Raw genomic sequence first — 17,773 nt, 5'->3', positions numbered from 1 at the left:
CTTAACGGGTTGAGGCCAAGGTGCGGGCGCGTTCCATCGCACCGGCCTTGGTCGCCGCCAGTTCTTCGGGCGGCACCAGCGTCGGCGCCGCTCTGATTTCCGCTGTCACCTCAATGTCCAGGAAACGCAGCCAGCGCCGCATATACGGTTTCTGGAAATCGGATTCATCTTCCTCGGGCCGCAGCAGATACGCGCCTGCGCTTGAATACACCAGCGTCGCACTCTTGCCTGGCAGCAGCGCCTTATAACCGGCCTCTCGCGACCAGCTCCAGTTCTGCCCCGGCAGGGTCACCACATCGATGAAATGCTTGAGCCGATAAGGAATGCCGAAATTCCACATCGGCAGGCTGAAGAGAAATTGATCCGCCGCATTGAAGCGCTGCGACACCGCGACCGCACGCGCCCACAACGCCTGCTGCTGCGCCGTCGCATTCTGCGCGCGCAGCACGGCAAACTTTGCGGCGATCATGTCGGCGTCAAAAGGCGGCAGGTCGATGTCCCAGACATTGATCGTGTCCACGGTGCTCTCTGGATGCGCCCGGCGATAGGCGTCCAGCCAGGCGGTGGCGACGGAAGTTGAAGTGGATGCCGCCTGCATCGGCGAGGCTTCGATATAAACCAGATGGGTCATGCGTTTTTCCTTGGGATGGGTTGATCAAACAGCGCCGTCCAGCAAGCGCAGGCCCACCATGCCGGCCACGACCAGCGCCACGCAGGTCAGGCGCAGTGCCGAGGCGCTTTCGCCCATCCAGAGAATGCCGATCAGCGTCACGCCGACCGAACCTATGCCCGTCCAGATCGCGTAGGCCGTGCCCACCGGCAAGGTCTTGACGGCATGCGTCAAAAAGAAAATGCTGGCGCCGGCCGCGGCCACCCCCAGCACGCTGGGCCACAGGCGCGTCCAGCCTTCGGAAGATTTCAGGAACAAGGCCATTGCGATTTCGACAATGCTTGCGGCGAGTAAATAGAGCCAGGCCATCGGGAGTCTTTCTTTGGAATAACAGGGTTAAAGGGTAAGAACCTATTCATGGTCTAAACGGGGCCGCGTTGGGGTGCAATCGGGATGAGTGGGCCGCCCGGGCACGCCGCATGGGCTCATGCCCATGCAAGTGACCGGGTGGCTCAATCGCCCGATTTCACCCCAACCCGGAGGGCAAGTGCCTTCTCGGGCGGTCTGCGGCGTTGCGATGCTTGCCCATAGCCGGGCTATGGGCGGCGCACCGCGCCTTGCATCCCATCCCGAGAAGGCGCTTGCGCGGCCCCGTTTAGACCATGAATAGGTTCTAGGATTGATGAGCCACCAGCTTAGGTTTACGATTACCCATAGGCAAGTACGCACCTTCTGGTAACCATGACAATTCCCGGCGACCCACCCACCGACGCTTCAAATGTGTTTAGCCAGGCCTGCCCCTCGCGGCAGGCGCTGGAGCTGGTGGCCAGCAAGTGGGCCTTGCTGGTCATCCCGGCGCTGGCCGATGGCCCGGTGCGCAACAACGAGCTGATGCGCAAGATCGAAGGCATCTCGCAAAAGATGCTGACGCAAACGCTCAAGGAGCTGGTGCGCAATGGTCTGGTGCTGCGCCTTGACCACCAGACCGTGCCGCCGCATGTGGAATACCAGCTCAGCGCGCTGGGCCAGTCCCTCAGCGAAACCTTGATCCCGCTGGACAACTGGGCCGAGCGCAACCACCAGAACCTGAAGGCCGCGCGCGAACGTTTCGACGCATCCTTCATCTAGCGCATGGGGGTTAGCCTCATTAGCGGAATCACGTAGCGCCGCACCTCACGTACGGTCCTATATTGGACCGACACGCTGGCGATGAAAACGACGGCGGCAACAACATGGAGACACATCAGATGAAACACCTCAACACGCGCCGCGGCGCATTGCAGTTCGGCCTCAAGGCCGGCGGCGCCGCAGCCGCTGTATCCGCCTTCCCCGGCCTTCTTCTTGGCAGCGCGCATGCACAAAGCACCTGGCCCAACAAGCCGATACGCCTGCTGGTGCCCTTCGCGCCCGGCGGCAGCTCGGAAATCGTCGCACGCTCGGCCGCCAACGAACTCACCAAGAGCCTGGGCCAAACCGTGTTTGTGGAAAACAAGCCCGGCGCCAGCGGCAACATCGCGATGCAGGAATGCGCAGCCTCCACCGACGGCCACACCATCATCCTGGGCCACATCGGCACCATGGCGGTCAACCCCTTTATCTTTGACAAGCTGCCCTTCGACACCAACAAGGACTTCAAGCCGATCTCGCTGCTGGCCAAAGTGCCCAGCCTGTATGTGGTCAATTCCAGCGTGCCTGCCAACAACCTGAAGGAATTCATCGCACTGGCCAAGGCCAAGCCCGGCCAACTCAACTACGGCTCGGCCGGCAACGGCAGTGCCGGCCACCTGGCGTTTGAATACCTGAAGATGGCCACCGGCATTTTTGTGCTGCACGTGCCCTACCGCGGCACCGGCCCGCAGCTGACCGACCTGCTGGCCGGACGGCTCGAAGCAGCAAGCGTGGGCGCGCCGGCCATCCTGGCGCACATCAAGTCGGGCAAGCTGCGCTGCATTGCCACCGGCACCAAGGAGCGCCTGCCCCAGCTGCCCGACGTCCCCACTGTGGCGGAAAGCGGCTACCCCGGTTTTGAAATGACGCAGTGGTACGGCCTCAATGCGCCGGCCAACATGCCGCAGGCCAACATCGACCGCATCGCCGAGGCCTGCAACAAAGCCATGCGCAACCCGCAGGCCACCGAACGCCTGCGCGGCGACACCGCCCAGCCGATCGGCGACACCCCGGCCCAGTACGGCGCGTTCATCAAGACCGAGCAGGTGCGCTGGAAGGAAGTGGCGGCACGGGCAAAGATCAAACCCGACTGATTTTTGCCCCACAAACGGCCCCACAGGCCTTTTTTGAGCATCAAATACGGCTTCAGCCCAATAGGAATCTGCGCGAGCAGCTATATTTTTCATAGCAAATCACCAGCCATGAACTGCCGTCCCGGCTGCGGCGCCTGTTGCACCGCACCCTCCATCAGCTCCGCCATTCCCGGCATGCCCCAGGGCAAGCCGGCGGGTGTGCGCTGCGTGCAGCTGGACGATCAGCAGCGCTGCCTCATTTTTGGCCGGCCCGGCAGGCCGGCCGTGTGCGGGCAACTCATGCCTTCAGCCGATATGTGCGGCGCCAGCGCAGGCGCGGCCATGGTGTGGCTCACGCAGCTGGAAAACGCCACGCGGCCCGGCGCCTGAACACCGGCCATTCGCATCAAGGCGATACGTTGCCGAGCGCCTCCAGCCGCGCGGGCGAAACGATTTCAATGCAGCGGTAACCGAGCGCGATGGCGCCACGTTGCACCATCACCTTGAGTTCCACCGACAAGGTTTGCCGGCTGATGCCCAGCATCATGGCCAGCGCCTCCTGCGAAACCCGCACCACCGGCCGCGCCTTCAATGCCATCGTGGCATCGCCCCGCGCCAGCAACAGCAGGCGGCGCGCCACACGGGCGCGGGTCGAACGCAAGGCGGCATCTTCCACCATGCCGTAGAGCGAACGCACGCGCGCCGCCAGCAAGCCGGCAATGGCCCGCGCAAACGGCGCGCCCTGCATCAGCACCGCAAAGGCGGCCTGCGGCACCACCAGCACCTCCACGGCCGACAGGGCCGTGGCATCGTGCGTGCGCGGCTCGCCATCCATCAACGAAATCTCGCCGATCCAGTTGCCCGCTTCCAGCACCACCAGAATCGCCTCACGCCCGTCCTCACGCAGCGAGGAGATCTTCAGCAGGCCACCGAGCAAGCCATAAAAGCCGCCAGGCGCATCGCCCTGGCGAAACAGCATTTCGCCGGGCCGCAGGCGCAGCACCTCGGACGACGCCAGCAGCGCCTGGCGGTCCGCCGCCGGCAGAGCACCGAACCACGGGTTGGCCGACATGCGGGCAAGCAAGGATGGCGGTGAGAGCGGTGAAAGGGGCGAAGGTGTCTTCGGAACGACAGGCATACGACCAATTGTCAAATTTTTGACAGTTCCCCGTCAAGCACCCACGTATCGTGGGCAGTTCGTGCCGCAGAGCACCTTTATTCATACCAACCACGGAGACAAACCCCATGCATATCCCCTCCCTCAAGGAAGTCGTCAGCGCTGAAGAGTGGCAACTGCGCTGCGACCTCGCCGCCTGCTACCGCCTCGTCGCCCTCTACGGCTGGAGCGACCTCGTCTTCACCCACATCAGCGCCAAGCTGCCTGAGACCATTTCCGGCGCCGGCAACCACCATTTCCTGATCAACCCCTACGGCCTGATGTTCGACGAGATCACGGCGTCCAGCCTGGTCAAGGTCGACGGCCAGTGCAACAAGGTGATTGATACGCCCTTCCCGGTGAACCCGGCCGGCTTTGTGATTCACAGCGCCGTGCATGAAGCGCGCGCCGATGCCGGTTGCGTGCTGCACACCCACACGCGCGCCGGCGTGGCCGTGAGCGCGCAGAAGTGCGGCGTGCTGCCCATCAGCCAACAGTCCACCTTCGTGCTGGCGTCGCTGGCGTACCACGCGTACGAAGGCGTGGCCTTCCGCGACGATGAAAAGCCGCGTCTGCAGGCCGACCTGGGCAACGCCAACTTCCTGATGCTGCGCAACCACGGCCTGCTTGTAGTGGGCAAGACGATTGCCGACGCTTTCCTCAGCATGTACACCTTCGAGAACACCTGCCGCATCCAGCTCGACGCGCAGGCCGGTGGCGAACTCACCGAAGTCAACCCGTTGATCGTCAAGGGTGTGGCCGAGGCCATGCGCGTGCAGACCGGTGGCCTGGGTGGTGCTTTTGTCTGGCCCTCGCTGATTCGCAAGCTCGACAAACTTGACGAAAGCTACAAGTCATGAGCGGCGGCTCACCTGTCGTCGCGCAGCTGCTGATCGCGGCACTCGCGCTGGTCATGCTCGGCCTGGGCATGACCCTGAAGGTCGAGGACTTCATCCGCCTGCTCAAATACCCCAAGGCCGTGGCGGTGGCACTGGTGCTGCAGGTCATTGTGCTGCCCGTTGCCTGCTACGCCATCATCGTGCTGCTGAATGTGCCGCCGCTCTTTGCGGTGGGGCTGATGCTGCTGGCCGCCTCGCCCGGCGGTATTTCGGCCAACCTGTTCAGCCACCTCTTCGGCGGCAACGTGGCCATGAACATCTCGCTGACAGCGATCAACACGCTGCTGTCCATCGTCACCATGCCGGTGATCGCGAACTGGGCGATCGACACCTTCGCCAAAACAGGCCAGGTCGTGCCGCTGCAGTTCGGCAAGGTGGTGGAAGTGATCATCATCGTGCTGGTGCCGGTGGCCATTGGCATGTGGCTGCGCACGCGCAAACCCGCCTGGGCCGCCCGCAGCGAAAACCCGACCAAGATTTTCAGCATCATCGTGCTGGCCGTGGTGGCCATAGGCGCAGTCGTCAAGGAGTGGCAGTCACTTACCGCCACCTTCGCAGCGATCGGCCCGGCAGTATTGGCTTTCAACCTCGTGAGCCTGCTGGCCGGCTATTACGTCTCGCGGGCCACGGGCCTGGACAAACCCATCTCGACCGCCATCAGCTATGAGATCGGCATTCACAACGCAACGCTGGCCATCTTCATTGCGCTGGCCGTGCTGAACAACTTCCAGCTGGCCCTGCCGGCGGCGATTTACTCCTTCAGCATGTACATCACGGCCACGCTGTTCGGGCTGCTGGTGCTGAAGCGCCGCAACGCGGCAGCCATAGCGGCGCCTGCGGGCTAAACCGTGACCACGGTCAGCGCGGGCGAATGCACCCCCGTTGAAACGCCGGGCAGGATGTCCCCCTCGGTGATCGAAAGTTCCTTGCGCAGCATCTGCACACCGCCAAAAATGGTGGCAAAAGCCACGTCCTTGGCGTCGCGGCCTGTGCCCACGCGCACCAGGCGGTCGATAGGCGCCATGCGGGTCGGGTCGAAGATCACCCATCGCCCTTCCAGCCAGGCTTCAAACACGGCATGGAAATCTTCCGGCGGCTCGTCAAAGTGCACATACCCCACCACCAGCCGCGCGGGAATGTTCAAGGCCCGGCACAGCGTGATGCCCAGGTGTGCAAAGTCGCGGCAGACACCCGCGCGCTGCACAAACACCTCCTGCGCGGTCGTCGTGGAATTGCTGAAACCCGGCAGGTAGCCAATCGAGTCGTGAATCCAGGCCTCGATGGCACGCACCCTGCCAATGCCCGGCGGCAAGTGGCCAAACAGCTGCTGCGCGGCCCGGCTCATGACGTCGGATTCGCAATAGCGGCTGGGCATCAGGTAGCGCAGCACTTCGTCCGGCACCGCCGTCACGGGGGTTTCGTCCAGGTGCAGCGGCACCGGGGCCGGGTGCAGCTCCACGCGCGCATGGTAGTTCACCGAAAGTACGCCCTTGGGAGCATCCAGGCGGATAAAGCGGTTGCCGCTGCGCTCATCCGAAAAGTTCCGCACCTTCATGCTGGGCGTGATGGTCAGCCGCTCTTCCACAACATGGTGGCCTTCGTGAAAAGCCGCCTCGATGTGAAACAGGAAATGGGCGGGGTGAATGACCTCGTATTCCAGCAACAGATCAATAAGGGTAGTGTGCATAAGCCTGAACCGGTGAAAAGAAACCTTGTGGATGCTTGAGTCGCAGCGGCGGCACGGCTGCAGGGGTGTGCGTCAGGCGGCCGCGCAGTCAGAGACGTGTGCGGTGGCTGACTTCCCGGTTCTCGGCCGGTGCAAACCAGTTTTTGCAGGTCACAAACACAATGCGGGCCGCGCGCTCCAGCACATCGGCAGACGGTGCAGCCGGCCGGCGCGCACGCAGGCGGTTGATCAGCAGAAACTCGGCAATGCTGGCCTGGAAACCCAGCGGCCGTTTGGGCGCCACACCGGCAGAAGGCGCAGGCAGGCGTGCAGCCTCATTGCCCGGCTGCCGCCACGGGTGGAACAGCCGCTGCCGGAACCGCGCGGCCATGGTGCCGGCCGGCATGTCGGTGCTCGCAGCCATCTACTTCAGTGCTTTCTTTGCAGCGCCTACACCCAGCGCAGCCAGCACGATGAAGATAACCGCGAGGATCAGGAACAGGCCGAACAGAATCTTGGCAATACCGGCAGCACCTGCTGCCACACCACCGAAACCGAGGGCAGCGGCAACCAATGAAATCAGCGCAAAAATAATCGCGTACTTGAGCATGATGGCCTCCAGAAAGTAGCCTCTTGCGCGAATGCGCAGGATGAGGCGTTACGGCGTTACGCACGTCATGGGCATCAAAGTGTGAAGTCAAGGTGAGTCAACGCAGCCCATGACCCATAAGCCGATGCTAAAAGCAGGCGGCGATTTTCCGAATCAGCAGCGCCCGCATGGACCTGTAGGACAAGGGCGCAGCTCAGCGCAACTTCAGAACAGCCAAGGCTTTAGGAGCAAGTAAGCGCTCATTGACGCACCAACCGGGAAGGCGTCAGCTTATTTGCCAAAGATGCCGCGCAGGCTTTTACCGACCTTTTCGCCCACACCAGCGCCGGCCCCGGTACCCACGCCAGGCAACAGCACGGTGCCGATGGCGGCCCCCAGCAGCGCCGCACGCGACAGCGTGACTTCCGGGTTGTCCAGCGTACCGCCCACCACCAGCGGCACACCCACAGCGCCACCAATGGCACTGCCGATCTTGCTGTCGCCGGCCAGGGTCACACTGACCTGCCCGCTCAGGGCCTTGGCGGACGAGACCGCCACATTGCCGGTGGCGCTCAAGGCACCGGAGCTCGCCACCAGGTTGGTCAATTGCGCTGACCGCCCCAGGGTGCTGACCTGCCCGGCCAATGTATCCAGCCGGGTCTGGCCACCACGGCTCAGCCCCACCGTTTTGACCGCCTTGGCCAGGTCCAGGCCGTTCACCACCGCATCGCGCACCGTGAAGGTGGTGTGGCTCTGCAGCGCATCCACCAGCGCAGCCGTGGTGGCGGCGCGCGCATTGAGCGTGGTCGTGGCGTCAAGCTGGCCGGTCAGGGCCTTGGCGGGCGCCGTCAGCGCGGACACCTCGACACCGCTGGTTTTCAACTGGCCCTGCAGCACCAGTTCTTCCGCCGAACGCGCCACCGGCGGCGCCTTCGCGCCCGGCTTGGCAGCTGCCGTTGCTGCTGCGGCCGCCACAAAACCGCGCTGCAGGCCCAGGCGGCCTTCCAGCTTGCCGCCGCCCACCTTCACAAGCAAGTCCCACTGGGCGGCACCGCCGGCCTCGCCGGCTTGTGCTTCCACGCGTTGCAGCGTTGCTTCCAGGCCCTGAAGGTTGCCTTCTGTCAATTTGAGCGACGCGTTCTCCGGCAGGCCGTCGGCGCCCAGGCTGGCCTCGCCCTTGACCGTGGTGCGTGCGCCGGTGGTGTTCACCCAGGTGACGTCGTCCAGCACCGTGCGGCGCGGCAACCAGTCAAGCCGGCTCATTTCCGGGCCCGTGTTGGCTGCAGCCGCCGGCGCGCCCGCTTTGACAGGCACCGCCTGCTTCTTCTTTTGCAGCAACAGGAGCAGCGCATCAATGCCCTGCTGCGGTAACACCGCCCGGCGCACCAGCAAGGTCGCCACTTCCAGGCGCCCCTGCAACAGCGGGCGCCATTCGGGCCGCACTTCCACGCGCTCCAGCGTCAGCGGCGGCTTGCTTTGCACGGAAATACCGCTCAGCGCCACAGCGGGCAAAGGCCAGATGTCCACCGCCACCCGGTCCAGGGTCAGGGGAACGCCCAGCGCGGCCGACGCCTCCCGCTCAACGCGCTGGCGGAAGTCGTCCGTACTGACCCAGCGGTGCAAGGTGTAGGCCACCACGGCCAGAAGCACCATCAAGCCGAGGGCCAGGAACACCAGCCATTTGAAAAGTTTTGCCATGCGGCTATTGTGGCGCGCCGGCCAGCAATAATCCGCTGTTCCGGCTAGCATGAGGGGCTGTGCGACATTCCCGCCACACTTCGCTACCCCACAAAGGACAAGACACCATGAAACTTTACTACTCCCCCGGCGCCTGCTCCCTGTCACCCCACATCACGCTGCACGAGTCGGGCCTGAAGTTCGAGCATGTGCTGGCGCCCACCAAAACCCACCAGCTGGAAGACGGCACCGACTACTACACCATCAACCCGCTGGGTTATGTTCCCCTGCTGGAGCTGGACGACGGCACACGCATCGCCGAAGGCCCGGCCATCGTGCAGTACATCGCCGACCTGGTGCCCGCGAAAAAGCTGGCCCCGGCCAACGGCACGCTGGAGCGCTACAAGCTGCAGTCCTGGCTGACTTTTGTCGGCACCGAACTGCACAAGGGCTTCAGCCCGCTGTTCAATGCCGCCACACCGGCCGACTACAAGACCATCGTCATCGACAAGCTGCTGTCGCGCCTCAAGTGGGTGGACAGCCAGCTCGCCGGCAAGCAGTACCTGATGGGCGATGCCTTCAGCGTGGCTGATCCCTACCTCTTCACTGTGACCAACTGGGCACCGCGGGTCGGGGTGGATATTTCGGGGTTTGCGAACCTTGCTGCGTTTCGGGAGCGTGTGGCGGCTCGGCCTGCGGTGCAGGCTGCCATGAAACACGAAGGACTGCTTAAGTAAGTGGCAGTTCGAACGCTGGTTGTGGGTTGTGGTCGGGGGCCGGGGGTTGCCCGGCATGCAAGTAACTTTCTTTTGCTTCGCCAAAAGAAAGTCACCAAAGAAAAGGCGACCCTGGTTCCTGCGTCCCTTCGCTTCGCTACGGGCAACCTGTGGTGCTCGGTCCAGCCGGGGTCAAAAACAACTCGCTTCGCTCAAACAAGTTTTTGCCCTGATCCGTCTGGCCCTGCGCTCCTCGGCGCATACACAAGGGGCAATCGGGAACAAGCGCGGGAGCGGGAGCGGAGAATGGCATGTTTTGCGGGCCGTTCAATAGCACGAAATTAGCAACCCGTGTTGGGCGGGCCAATCCAAACAGGGCCAAACTGGCCCTGTTTTCATTCAAGCCCCATTCAGGATCTCTTCATGCCCACCCTATTCGACTCCAACAAAGCCGGTGACCTGGCCCTTGCCAACCGCATCGTGATGGCGCCGCTCACGCGCAACCGATCACCCAACGCCATCCCGACCGACATCGCACAGATTTATTACGGCCAGCGCGCCAGCGCCGGGCTGCTGATCACCGAGGCCACCGCCGTCAGCCATCAGGGCCAGGGCTATGCCGACGTCCCAGGGCTGTACGGCAGCGAGCAGCTTGACGCCTGGAAGGAAGTGACCCGTGCAGTACATGCCAAGGGGGGCAAGATCGTTGTGCAGCTCTGGCATGTGGGCCGCGTCTCGCATACCAAGCTGCAGCCTGAGGGCGGCAAGCCGGTCGCGCCGTCAGCCATCACGGCCAAGACCAAGACGGTGCTGATCGAGGACGGCGTGCCGACCTTTGTTGAAACCTCTGAACCGCGCGCGCTCACGGCAGCAGAAATCCCTGGCATCGTGCACACCTTTGCAGCAGCGGCGCGCAATGCTGTCGAGACGGCCGGTTTTGACGGCGTCGAGATCCACGGTGCCAACGGCTACCTGCTCGACCAGTTCCTCAAAGACGGCAGCAACAAGCGTACCGACGACTACGGCGGCAGCATCGAAAACCGCGCCCGCCTGCTGCTGGAAATCACGCGAGCTGTCACGGACGCGGTAGGCGGCGGCAAAACCGGCATTCGCCTGTCGCCCGTCACGCCCGCCAACGACGTGCATGACAGCAACCCGCAGCCGCTGTTTGACTACGTGGTCAAGCAGCTTGCCACACTCAATCTCGCCTACATCCACATCATCGAAGGCGCCACCGGCGGCCCGCGCGAAATCGACGACCGTCCGTTCGACTACAAGGCACTCAAGGCCGCCTACCGTCAGGCCGGTGGCAAGGGCGCCTGGATGGTCAACAACGGCTACGACCAGGTGCTGGCTGAAAAAGCTGTCGCCAACGGCGCCGACCTGGTCGCCTTCGGCAAGCCCTACATCGCCAACCCGGACCTGGTGGAGCGCCTGCGCGCTGGCGCACCGCTCAACACGCCGGACAAAGCCACGTTCTACGGTGGCCGCGAAAAGGGCTACACAGACTATCCAACGCTATCAAATTAATAGCTGCTTGCGCCCGTTCAGATTGCCTGAACGGGCCTTTTCATCCATGAAACCGATCTAGGCCCGGTTCGGTGCCGCCAGGCGCAAGCCGTGCAGCGCGGCTTCCTGCGGGTCGGCGGCCAGCGTCACGGCGCTCACCACAGCCACGCCGCCCACGCCACACGCCATCACGCCGGCGATGCGGTCCAGCGAGATGCCGCCTATCGCCACCACCGGGTAGGGCGACGCCCGCAAGGCCCAGTCGCGCAGCTGCTCCAGCCCCACCGGCTCATAAGGCATGACCTTGAGCGTGGTCGGATAAACCGGGCCAATGGCCAGGTAAGAGGGCTGCACCGCATGCGCGCGCGCCAGTTCAGCCGGCGTGTGGGTGCTCAGGCCCAGCCGCACACCGCCCTTGCGTAGCGCATCCAGGTTGGCCGTGTCCAGGTCTTCCTGGCCCAGGTGCACCCCATAGGCGCCGAAATCCAGCGCCAGCTTCCAGTGGTCGTTGATGAAAACCTGCGCGCCCTTGACGCGGCGCCCGGCGGTAATCGCCGCCTGCACTTCGGCGGAAATTTCCCCCGGCGTGTGATCCGTCGCCTTGATGCGCAGCTGGATCGTGCGCACGCCCCAGCCCAGCAGGCGTTTGACCCAGGCTGCGTCGGGCACCACGGGGTAAAAACCAATCGGGCCGGTCAATGGGGCAAAGGCAGGGGTTTTCATCGGAAGTCCAGTCAGGGTGCGTGCCAGAAGGGTACGCCAACCGTCGGCGTGGAAGCCTGCGCGGCCGCGCGCTCCGGCATGGGGGTTGACTCATAAGCGGCGCGGCCGGCGGCCACGCCGTCGGCAAACGCGCGCGCCATGCGCACCGGGTCGCCGGCCTGCGCCACCGCGGTGTTCAGCAGCACCGCATCAAAGCCCAGCTCCATCACCGCCGCCGCATGCGAAGGCCGGCCGATGCCGGCATCGACCACCAGCACCGCATCGGGCAGGCGGCGGCGCATGGTTTCCAGCGCATAAGGGTTCAGCGGCCCGCGGCCCGTGCCGATGGGCGCGGCCCAGGGCATCACGGCCGCGCAGCCCGCGTCGCGCAAACGCTGGGCTATCACCAGGTCATCCGTCGTGTAGGCAAACACGGCAAAACCCTCTTTGGCCAGCACCGTCGCGGCGTGCAGGGTGGCGTGCGTGTCGGGCTGCAAGGTGTAGTCGTCGCCGATCACCTCCAGCTTGATCCAGGTCGTGCCAAAAATCTCGCGCGCCATCTGCGCCAGCGTGATCGCCTCTTCCGCGCTGTGGCAGCCCGCCGTATTGGGCAGGATGTGGCAGCCCAGCGCCTGGATGCGTTGCCAGAAACTGTTGCCGCCGCCGCTTTCGGGCTGCAGGCGGCGCAAGCCCACCGTCAGCACTTCGCACCCGCTGGCACGCACCGCATCGCTCATCACCTGCGGCGAGGGGTAATGCGAGGTGCCAAGGAAGAAGCGGCTGGACAAAGTCTTGCCACCGACCGTCAGGGGCTGGCCATGGGCAATCGAAGAGGCCTCGGGCATAGTCATATCAATTGCTCCAACGATGCGGTACGTGCCAGCAGACGCCGCGGAACTGGCTTTGCCAGGCCGCCAGCGTCGCCCCCTGCAAGGGGGGGAGGGTGCTACACGAAGTGAGCATACGGCGGGGGTGCGCCATTTCTAGCCTCCGGTGATAGGCGTGACAACGTCGATGCGGTCGCCGTCTTGCAATGCGCGCTCAGGCCACTGGGGCCGCGGCACAAACCCATTGTTGATGGCGCAGGCAAAGGCGCTCTTGAAGTCGTAGCCCCGCGCCTGCAGCAATGCCTGCAGTGTCGGCGCATCGGTTTCCATGCGTTCACCGTTCAACGATATTTCCAATGTTGTCGTCGTCATGTCATTCATTCTCCGTACCCAGGAGTTTATGGACAAGCCCGTCCACCAGCGCGGGCGCGCACAGATACCCATGACGGTACAGGCCATTGATATGCCAGACACCGCTGCGCAGCGCAATCGCCGGCCGGTGGTCGTCCAGCGCAGGCCGCAGCGCAGCCGCCAGGCGCAGCACCCTGGCCTCGCCAAACGCCGGGTGCAGGCTGTGCAGCGCGCTGGCGAGCTCGAGCGTGGAGCGCAAGGTCACCGGCCCGCTGTCTTCCGATTCCAGCTCGGTCGCGCCCACCACAAAACGGTGGCCGGGCCGCGGCGCCACATACAGCTGGTAGCGCGGATGCATCAGGCGCACCGGGCGCTGCAACGTCACGCCGGCGCATTCCACCGTCAGCACCTCGCCGCGCACGCCGCGCAGCTGTGGCCAGCCTTCCTTCGCACCCACACCGCGTGCGTCCACCGCAACATCCACGCCATGGCTTTGCCCGGCGCAGACAATGCGGCCCTCTTCCGCAGCGTTGACTGCCTGGCCTTCGAGCCAGGTGCCGCCCAGCCTGTCGATCTCCACCGCCAGCGCGGCCATCCACTGGTCATTGGCCAGCTGGCCTTCGCCCTCCAGCAACAGGCCGCCGCCAAAGCGCCCGGCAAGCGCGGGCTCGGCCCGGCCCAGCGCAGCGGCATCAAGCGCCTGCACCTGCGCACGTGACGCATCAGGCAGCTTGTGCATCAGCAGGCGGGTGAAATGTTCCAGCGAACTCTGGTCGGGCGCATGGGCCACCACCAGCGTACCTTCGCGCCGGAAATACACCGGCAAGCCTGCAACCTCCAGCTCGGCAATCCACTCCGGCCACAGTTGCATGGAGCGCTGGCCCAGGGCAAACACGGCCTCGTCCGCCACCGCCAGTTCCGCCAGCGGCGACAGCATGGCCGCCGCCGTCATCGAGGCTGTGGCCAGGTCATCACGCGCCCGCGCATCGAACAGGCTGACGCGGCAGCCGGCACGCAGCAGTCGCCAGGCCAGCGTGCGTCCGGCCAGGCCCGCGCCCGCAATACCGATGTGCAAAGTGCTCATCTCAGGGTCGGCTCCGAAACAACTCAGGAATAAATCTCGCTCCCGCCTTCGCGGAACTCCTTGGCCTTTTCCTCAAAGCCGGTGGCGATCTGCTTGATGGGAATTGTCGTGGTGGCCGACGCCAGCGTGGTGGTGGCCGGGTTGAGCCGCGCAAACTCGCGCACCTCCTGCGAGATTTTCATCGAACAGAACTTGGGCCCGCACATCGAACAGAAATGCGCCACCTTGGCGTTCTCTTTGGGCAGCGTTTCGTCGTGATACGCCATCGCTGTGTCGGGGTCGATCGCCAGGCGGAACTGGTCTTCCCAACGGAACTCGAAGCGCGCTTTCGACACCGCGTTGTCCCACATCTGCGCGCCAGGGTAGCCCTTGGCCAGGTCGCCCGCATGCGCGGCGATCTTGTAGGCGATCAGGCCCTGCTTCACATCGTCGCGGTTGGGCAGGCCCAGATGTTCCTTCGGCGTCACGTAGCAGAGCATGGCCGTGCCGTACCAGCCGATGTTGGCCGCGCCCATGGCCGAAGAGATGTGGTCATAGCCTGGCGAAATGTCGGTGATCAGCGGGCCCAGCGTATAGAAAGGCGCTTCAAAGCAGGCTTCGAGCTGCTTGTCGACGTTTTCCTTCACCAGCTGCAGCGGCACGTGGCCGGGGCCTTCGATCATCACCTGCACATCATGCTTCCAGGCGATCTGCGTGAGCTCGCCCAGCGTGTGCAGCTCGGCAAACTGCGCTTCGTCGTTCGCGTCGGCGATCGAACCCGGGCGCAGTCCGTCGCCCAGCGAGAAGCAGACGTCATACGCCTTCATGATCTCGCAGATCTCGTCAAAGCGTTCGTACAAAAAACTTTCCTTGTGATGCGAGAGGCACCACTTGGCCATGATGGAGCCGCCGCGCGAAACGATACCCGTCAGGCGGTTGGCCGTGAGCGGCACATAGGCCAGGCGCACACCGGCGTGGATGGTGAAGTAATCAACCCCCTGCTCCGCCTGCTCGATCAGCGTGTCGCGGAAGATTTCCCAGGTCAGGTCTTCGGCCTTGCCGTTGACTTTTTCCAGCGCCTGGTAAATCGGCACCGTGCCGATGGGCACCGGCGAGTTGCGCAAGATCCATTCGCGTGTTTCATGGATGTTCTCGCCCGTCGAGAGATCCATCACGGTGTCTGCGCCCCATCGGATCGACCAGACCAGCTTGTCGACTTCTTCTTCGATGCTCGAGGTGACCGCCGAGTTGCCGATGTTGGCATTCACCTTGATCAGGAAGTTGCGGCCGATGATCATCGGCTCGCTCTCAGGGTGGTTGATGTTGTTCGGGATGACGGCGCGGCCGCGCGCCACTTCGTCGCGCACAAACTCGGCCGTGATCTGCTCCGGGATCGCGGCGTTGAAGGAGTGCCCTTTTTTCGGCATGCGCTCAGTGGCCAGGCGCTCGGCCAGCTGCGCGCGCACCAGGTTTTCGCGCACCGCGATGTATTCCATCTCGGGGGTGATGATGCCTTTGCGCGCGTAATGCATCTGCGACACATTGGCGCCGGCCTTGGCGCGACGCGGCACCGGCGCATGCGCCATGCGCAGCGCGGCCAGGGCCGGGTCGTTCAGGCGCTCACGGCCGTAGGCGCTGCTGATGCCGGGCAGGGCTTCGGTGTCCTGGCGCTCGTTGATCCACGCGCCGCGCAGCGGCGGCAGGCCGCGCGTGATGTCGATGGGCGAGGCCGGGTCGGTGTAGACACCCGAGGCGTCATACAAACGCAGCGGCGGGTTGGCCTCGCGGCGCGGCTCACCGGCGCCTTCATGCACCAGCGTGTCGGTCAGCGTGACTTCACGGAACGGAACACGGATATCGGGGCGCGAGCCTTCAATATAGATTTTTGCGGAGCCCGGAAAAGGCGCGCGCGTGATGCGACTGGTGAGGTCTTGGGTGTCAACGGTGAGACGGGTTTTGGCCATGGCTTTGTTCTCCTGAATTCCAGAGGTGGGGTGCCTGCTGGGGAGCCGGGGGTCCATCGGTGGCACCTGGTGTGCCGCTGCGGAGTTCCGGAGCCAATTGCGTTGTTCCCTACGCGGGGATAATCCCGATCAGGTTCAGCGGGTCTCGCATACTGCGATCTCAGCCTCGAAAGCCTCCTTACGGAAACATCCTTGGCACCCCGACAAGCTGGCGCTATTGTAGGCAGGCCGGACGGTAATGGCAATTGACCGTGGTCAATAGCACCTTAACCGGCGGGGAGACAAAAACCAGGGGCCAGTTACCCAAAGCGGCTCGCCTGCCCAACCAGTTTTTTGGCCAATTCGTCCATCAGGCCCGGCGTAACCTGTGCCGCGGGGTATGTCGTGTTTTCCATACCAAAGCCGCCCACATTGCTGATCCGGAAGGCAATTTCGCCACGGTCGTGGTCCGGCGTGACCGTGATAAAACCCCGTGTCTGCGTTTCATACTCGAACACATAGGCCAACAGTTTGTTGGTTTCCGGATGGCGCTGCTCCTTGCGCTCATGCGGTACCTTGCCGATAGACAGGCGGCTCGTCACCCGTTCAAGATCCGGCGGGAAGTTCACTGTCACGCTATGGACGGCCACACTTCCCTTGGCCGGAAGCAGATCCCATCCCATGCCGATGTAGTCAATCGCTTCTGCGTTTCTCAGCATCTTGGTACGGGCGTCGCACCGAAGGTTTGCCAGCGCAAGCGGCGGGAACAGCTGTTTCCCATTCAAGCTGTAGTCGCCGGGAGCCGGCGGTCTGATCACATTGAGCTGCGCGCACAATTCCTGCAGGTATTTGCGCGCCATCTTGCATGCGAATTCGCAGTTTTGCGTGTTGGTGCCCAGGTCTTGCTGCACACCGAGTTGCCGGCTTTGCAGTTCCGTGGCGTGCTTCTTCAGTTCAGACAAAAAACTCATTTGATCGGCGGGCGGGTAAGACGTTGAGGCACACAGCATACCCGCAAGCCCTGGCCGTGAGGCACGGCCGTCCGCAAAACGGCCTCCGGCAATATTTACGTCCTTGCCCCGTAACCACCACCAGGCTTTCACCAAACTTTACATACCGTCATCGCCCGGCAACGGCAGGGAAACAGACGGCCCGCACACTTGCTTTCAACCTGATGCCAGAAGCCGTATGTCACGACTCGATGGAAACTCAGGCATCTTCTCCTGAAAGGAAGTTCCCCATGAAATTCGCATTCAACCGCACTGCTTCCCTGAACAGCCTCGTGCTGGCCGGCCTGCTGGCCACCGTAGGCGCCGGCGCCATGGCGCAAGCACCTGCGACCGCTCCTGCTGCCGCTGGCAAGCCTGCCGGCCCCCACGAAGGCCGCATGGGCCACCGCGACCCCGCCAAGATGCAGGCCATGATCGCCAAGCACCAGGCCGAGCTCAAAGCCAAACTCAAGCTCACGCCCGCCCAGGAAGGCGCATGGACCGCTTACACCGCTTCCATGCAACCGCCCGCACACGGTGCACGCCCCACGCCGGAGCAACGCGCCGAGTTCGACAAGCTGACCACGCCCCAGCGCATCGACAAGATGAAGGAAATGCGCACCCAGCGCATGGCCGAGATGAACACGGCGATGGACAAGCGCGGCGAAGCCACCAAGACCTTCTACGCGGCGCTCACACCCGAGCAGCAAAAAACCTTTGATGCCGAGCACAAAAAGCACGGCATGCGCCATGGCGGTCCTCGCGGCCAGGGCCCCGCCCCGCAAAAGGGTTGAGCCCTGACGGCGACACGCTGAACTGAAGCGGCGTCAGGCCCG

21 protein-coding genes and 1 riboswitch are annotated in these 17,773 nt (G+C 63.9%); of the genes, 8 read left to right on the top strand and 13 right to left on the bottom strand.

Annotated features, from left to right (window positions below):
• Position 1: 1 nt before the first annotated feature.
• Both AC1DYQ_RS16290 and AC1DYQ_RS16285 read right to left on the bottom strand, forming a co-directional pair.
• A complete protein-coding gene (locus AC1DYQ_RS16290; RefSeq protein WP_477687638.1) occupies positions 2–631 on the bottom strand; it encodes an FMN-dependent NADH-azoreductase in 630 nt (209 codons plus the stop codon).
• Positions 632–655: 24 nt separating this feature from the next.
• Positions 656–979, bottom strand: coding sequence for a DMT family transporter (locus tag AC1DYQ_RS16285; protein WP_477687637.1), 324 nt, complete (start codon positions 977–979; stop codon positions 656–658).
• Positions 980–1,351: 372 nt separating this feature from the next.
• Here AC1DYQ_RS16285 and AC1DYQ_RS16280 point away from each other — a divergent pair, with 372 nt between their 5' ends.
• The 3 genes from AC1DYQ_RS16280 to AC1DYQ_RS16270 all read left to right on the top strand — a co-directional run bounded on the left by AC1DYQ_RS16280 (position 1,352) and on the right by AC1DYQ_RS16270 (position 3,240).
• A complete protein-coding gene (locus AC1DYQ_RS16280; RefSeq protein WP_477687636.1) occupies positions 1,352–1,738 on the top strand; it encodes a winged helix-turn-helix transcriptional regulator in 387 nt (128 codons plus the stop codon).
• A 119-nt stretch (positions 1,739–1,857) separates the two neighbouring features.
• On the top strand, positions 1,858–2,871 hold the full coding sequence (locus AC1DYQ_RS16275; protein ID WP_477687635.1) for a Bug family tripartite tricarboxylate transporter substrate binding protein: 1,014 nt from the start codon (positions 1,858–1,860) through the stop codon (positions 2,869–2,871).
• 108 nt (positions 2,872–2,979) lie between these two features.
• A complete protein-coding gene (locus AC1DYQ_RS16270) occupies positions 2,980–3,240 on the top strand; it encodes a YkgJ family cysteine cluster protein (protein WP_477687634.1) in 261 nt (86 codons plus the stop codon).
• Between the two features lie 16 nt (positions 3,241–3,256).
• Here AC1DYQ_RS16270 and AC1DYQ_RS16265 read toward each other — a convergent pair whose 3' ends face one another.
• Positions 3,257–3,922 carry a Crp/Fnr family transcriptional regulator gene (locus tag AC1DYQ_RS16265; RefSeq protein ID WP_477687794.1) on the bottom strand — a complete coding sequence of 222 codons (666 nt, stop codon included), beginning with the start codon at positions 3,920–3,922 and terminating at the stop codon, positions 3,257–3,259.
• 173 nt (positions 3,923–4,095) lie between these two features.
• On the opposite strand from AC1DYQ_RS16265, the gene AC1DYQ_RS16260 reads away from it, so the two are divergent.
• Together AC1DYQ_RS16260 and AC1DYQ_RS16255 are read left to right on the top strand one after the other, a co-directional pair.
• On the top strand, positions 4,096–4,866 hold the full coding sequence (locus AC1DYQ_RS16260; protein WP_477687633.1) for a class II aldolase/adducin family protein: 771 nt from the start codon (positions 4,096–4,098) through the stop codon (positions 4,864–4,866).
• Complete coding sequence (locus tag AC1DYQ_RS16255) at positions 4,863–5,750, top strand: bile acid:sodium symporter family protein (RefSeq protein ID WP_477687632.1); 888 nt, start codon at positions 4,863–4,865, stop codon at positions 5,748–5,750. Before AC1DYQ_RS16260 ends, AC1DYQ_RS16255 begins: the two co-directional genes overlap by 4 nt.
• Here AC1DYQ_RS16255 and AC1DYQ_RS16250 read toward each other — a convergent pair.
• The 4 genes from AC1DYQ_RS16250 to AC1DYQ_RS16235 all read right to left on the bottom strand — a co-directional run bounded on the left by AC1DYQ_RS16250 (position 5,747) and on the right by AC1DYQ_RS16235 (position 8,858).
• Positions 5,747–6,592 (bottom strand): transglutaminase-like domain-containing protein, encoded by an 846-nt coding sequence (locus AC1DYQ_RS16250; protein ID WP_477670397.1) that lies wholly within the window; start codon positions 6,590–6,592, stop codon positions 5,747–5,749. The genes AC1DYQ_RS16255 and AC1DYQ_RS16250 overlap by 4 nt on opposite strands.
• An 88-nt stretch (positions 6,593–6,680) precedes the next feature.
• Positions 6,681–6,995 carry a hypothetical protein gene (locus AC1DYQ_RS16245; RefSeq protein WP_477670398.1) on the bottom strand — a complete coding sequence of 105 codons (315 nt, stop codon included), beginning with the start codon at positions 6,993–6,995 and terminating at the stop codon, positions 6,681–6,683.
• A complete protein-coding gene (locus AC1DYQ_RS16240; RefSeq protein WP_457281859.1) occupies positions 6,996–7,181 on the bottom strand; it encodes a DUF1328 family protein in 186 nt (61 codons plus the stop codon).
• A 270-nt stretch (positions 7,182–7,451) separates the two neighbouring features.
• The gene (locus tag AC1DYQ_RS16235; RefSeq protein WP_477687631.1) at positions 7,452–8,858 is read right to left on the bottom strand and encodes an AsmA family protein; all 1,407 of its coding nucleotides are present in this window, start codon (positions 8,856–8,858) and stop codon (positions 7,452–7,454) included.
• 107 nt (positions 8,859–8,965) lie between these two features.
• Between AC1DYQ_RS16235 and gstA the strand changes: the two genes are divergently transcribed.
• Positions 8,966–9,574 carry a glutathione transferase GstA gene (gene gstA / locus AC1DYQ_RS16230; protein ID WP_477687630.1) on the top strand — a complete coding sequence of 203 codons (609 nt, stop codon included), beginning with the start codon at positions 8,966–8,968 and terminating at the stop codon, positions 9,572–9,574.
• A 402-nt stretch (positions 9,575–9,976) separates the two neighbouring features.
• Positions 9,977–11,083, top strand: a complete 1,107-nt coding sequence (locus AC1DYQ_RS16225; protein ID WP_477687629.1) for an alkene reductase — start codon at positions 9,977–9,979, stop codon at positions 11,081–11,083.
• A gap of 57 nt (positions 11,084–11,140) precedes the next feature.
• Here the strand turns inward: AC1DYQ_RS16225 and thiE are convergent, their stop codons facing one another.
• The 6 genes from thiE to AC1DYQ_RS16195 form a co-directional block, all read right to left on the bottom strand.
• Positions 11,141–11,785 (bottom strand): thiamine phosphate synthase, encoded by a 645-nt coding sequence (gene thiE / locus AC1DYQ_RS16220; protein WP_477687628.1) that lies wholly within the window; start codon positions 11,783–11,785, stop codon positions 11,141–11,143.
• A gap of 11 nt (positions 11,786–11,796) precedes the next feature.
• A complete protein-coding gene (locus AC1DYQ_RS16215; RefSeq protein ID WP_477687627.1) occupies positions 11,797–12,615 on the bottom strand; it encodes a thiazole synthase in 819 nt (272 codons plus the stop codon).
• 132 nt (positions 12,616–12,747) lie between these two features.
• Positions 12,748–12,963, bottom strand: coding sequence for a sulfur carrier protein ThiS (gene thiS, locus AC1DYQ_RS16210; RefSeq protein WP_457281865.1), 216 nt, complete (start codon positions 12,961–12,963; stop codon positions 12,748–12,750).
• Position 12,964: 1 nt separating this feature from the next.
• Positions 12,965–14,026 (bottom strand): glycine oxidase ThiO, encoded by a 1,062-nt coding sequence (thiO, locus tag AC1DYQ_RS16205; RefSeq protein ID WP_477687626.1) that lies wholly within the window; start codon positions 14,024–14,026, stop codon positions 12,965–12,967.
• 23 nt (positions 14,027–14,049) lie between these two features.
• Positions 14,050–15,969, bottom strand: coding sequence for a phosphomethylpyrimidine synthase ThiC (thiC, locus tag AC1DYQ_RS16200; protein WP_457281867.1), 1,920 nt, complete (start codon positions 15,967–15,969; stop codon positions 14,050–14,052).
• 89 nt (positions 15,970–16,058) lie between these two features.
• A riboswitch (TPP riboswitch) is annotated at positions 16,059–16,182 on the bottom strand.
• An 86-nt stretch (positions 16,183–16,268) separates the two neighbouring features.
• The gene (locus AC1DYQ_RS16195; protein ID WP_477687625.1) at positions 16,269–16,910 is read right to left on the bottom strand and encodes a hypothetical protein; all 642 of its coding nucleotides are present in this window, start codon (positions 16,908–16,910) and stop codon (positions 16,269–16,271) included.
• 278 nt (positions 16,911–17,188) lie between these two features.
• On the opposite strand from AC1DYQ_RS16195, the gene AC1DYQ_RS16190 reads away from it, so the two are divergent.
• Positions 17,189–17,731: a Spy/CpxP family protein refolding chaperone gene (locus tag AC1DYQ_RS16190; RefSeq protein ID WP_477687624.1), complete on the top strand. Its 543-nt coding sequence runs from the start codon at positions 17,189–17,191 to the stop codon at positions 17,729–17,731.
• The last annotated feature ends 42 nt before the right edge of the window (positions 17,732–17,773 follow it).

Source organism: Polaromonas sp. P1_F4, assembly GCF_056405675.1.
The sequence above is the reverse complement of the archived record's forward strand: the minus strand, read 5'-3'. Positions and strand labels throughout refer to the sequence as shown.

Excerpts from the sequence above, each read along its gene's own strand:
- AC1DYQ_RS16250 (WP_477670397.1), bottom strand. The coding sequence starts at position 6,592 with ATGCACACTACCCTTATTGATCTGTTGCTGGAATACGAGGTCATTCAC.
- thiC (WP_457281867.1), bottom strand. The coding sequence starts at position 15,969 with ATGGCCAAAACCCGTCTCACCGTTGACACCCAAGACCTCACCAGTCGC.
- AC1DYQ_RS16290 (WP_477687638.1), bottom strand. The coding sequence starts at position 631 with ATGACCCATCTGGTTTATATCGAAGCCTCGCCGATGCAGGCGGCATCC.
- AC1DYQ_RS16255 (WP_477687632.1), top strand. The coding sequence starts at position 4,863 with ATGAGCGGCGGCTCACCTGTCGTCGCGCAGCTGCTGATCGCGGCACTC.
- AC1DYQ_RS16235 (WP_477687631.1), bottom strand. The coding sequence starts at position 8,858 with ATGGCAAAACTTTTCAAATGGCTGGTGTTCCTGGCCCTCGGCTTGATG.
- AC1DYQ_RS16280 (WP_477687636.1), top strand. The coding sequence starts at position 1,352 with ATGACAATTCCCGGCGACCCACCCACCGACGCTTCAAATGTGTTTAGC.
- AC1DYQ_RS16275 (WP_477687635.1), top strand. The coding sequence starts at position 1,858 with ATGAAACACCTCAACACGCGCCGCGGCGCATTGCAGTTCGGCCTCAAG.
- AC1DYQ_RS16215 (WP_477687627.1), bottom strand. The coding sequence starts at position 12,615 with ATGACTATGCCCGAGGCCTCTTCGATTGCCCATGGCCAGCCCCTGACG.
- gstA (WP_477687630.1), top strand. The coding sequence starts at position 8,966 with ATGAAACTTTACTACTCCCCCGGCGCCTGCTCCCTGTCACCCCACATC.
- AC1DYQ_RS16245 (WP_477670398.1), bottom strand. The coding sequence starts at position 6,995 with ATGGCTGCGAGCACCGACATGCCGGCCGGCACCATGGCCGCGCGGTTC.
- AC1DYQ_RS16260 (WP_477687633.1), top strand. The coding sequence starts at position 4,096 with ATGCATATCCCCTCCCTCAAGGAAGTCGTCAGCGCTGAAGAGTGGCAA.
- AC1DYQ_RS16240 (WP_457281859.1), bottom strand. The coding sequence starts at position 7,181 with ATGCTCAAGTACGCGATTATTTTTGCGCTGATTTCATTGGTTGCCGCT.
- thiO (WP_477687626.1), bottom strand. The coding sequence starts at position 14,026 with ATGAGCACTTTGCACATCGGTATTGCGGGCGCGGGCCTGGCCGGACGC.
- AC1DYQ_RS16190 (WP_477687624.1), top strand. The coding sequence starts at position 17,189 with ATGAAATTCGCATTCAACCGCACTGCTTCCCTGAACAGCCTCGTGCTG.
- AC1DYQ_RS16225 (WP_477687629.1), top strand. The coding sequence starts at position 9,977 with ATGCCCACCCTATTCGACTCCAACAAAGCCGGTGACCTGGCCCTTGCC.
- AC1DYQ_RS16265 (WP_477687794.1), bottom strand. The coding sequence starts at position 3,922 with ATGTCGGCCAACCCGTGGTTCGGTGCTCTGCCGGCGGCGGACCGCCAG.
- AC1DYQ_RS16285 (WP_477687637.1), bottom strand. The coding sequence starts at position 979 with ATGGCCTGGCTCTATTTACTCGCCGCAAGCATTGTCGAAATCGCAATG.
- AC1DYQ_RS16270 (WP_477687634.1), top strand. The coding sequence starts at position 2,980 with ATGAACTGCCGTCCCGGCTGCGGCGCCTGTTGCACCGCACCCTCCATC.
- thiE (WP_477687628.1), bottom strand. The coding sequence starts at position 11,785 with ATGAAAACCCCTGCCTTTGCCCCATTGACCGGCCCGATTGGTTTTTAC.
- thiS (WP_457281865.1), bottom strand. The coding sequence starts at position 12,963 with ATGACGACGACAACATTGGAAATATCGTTGAACGGTGAACGCATGGAA.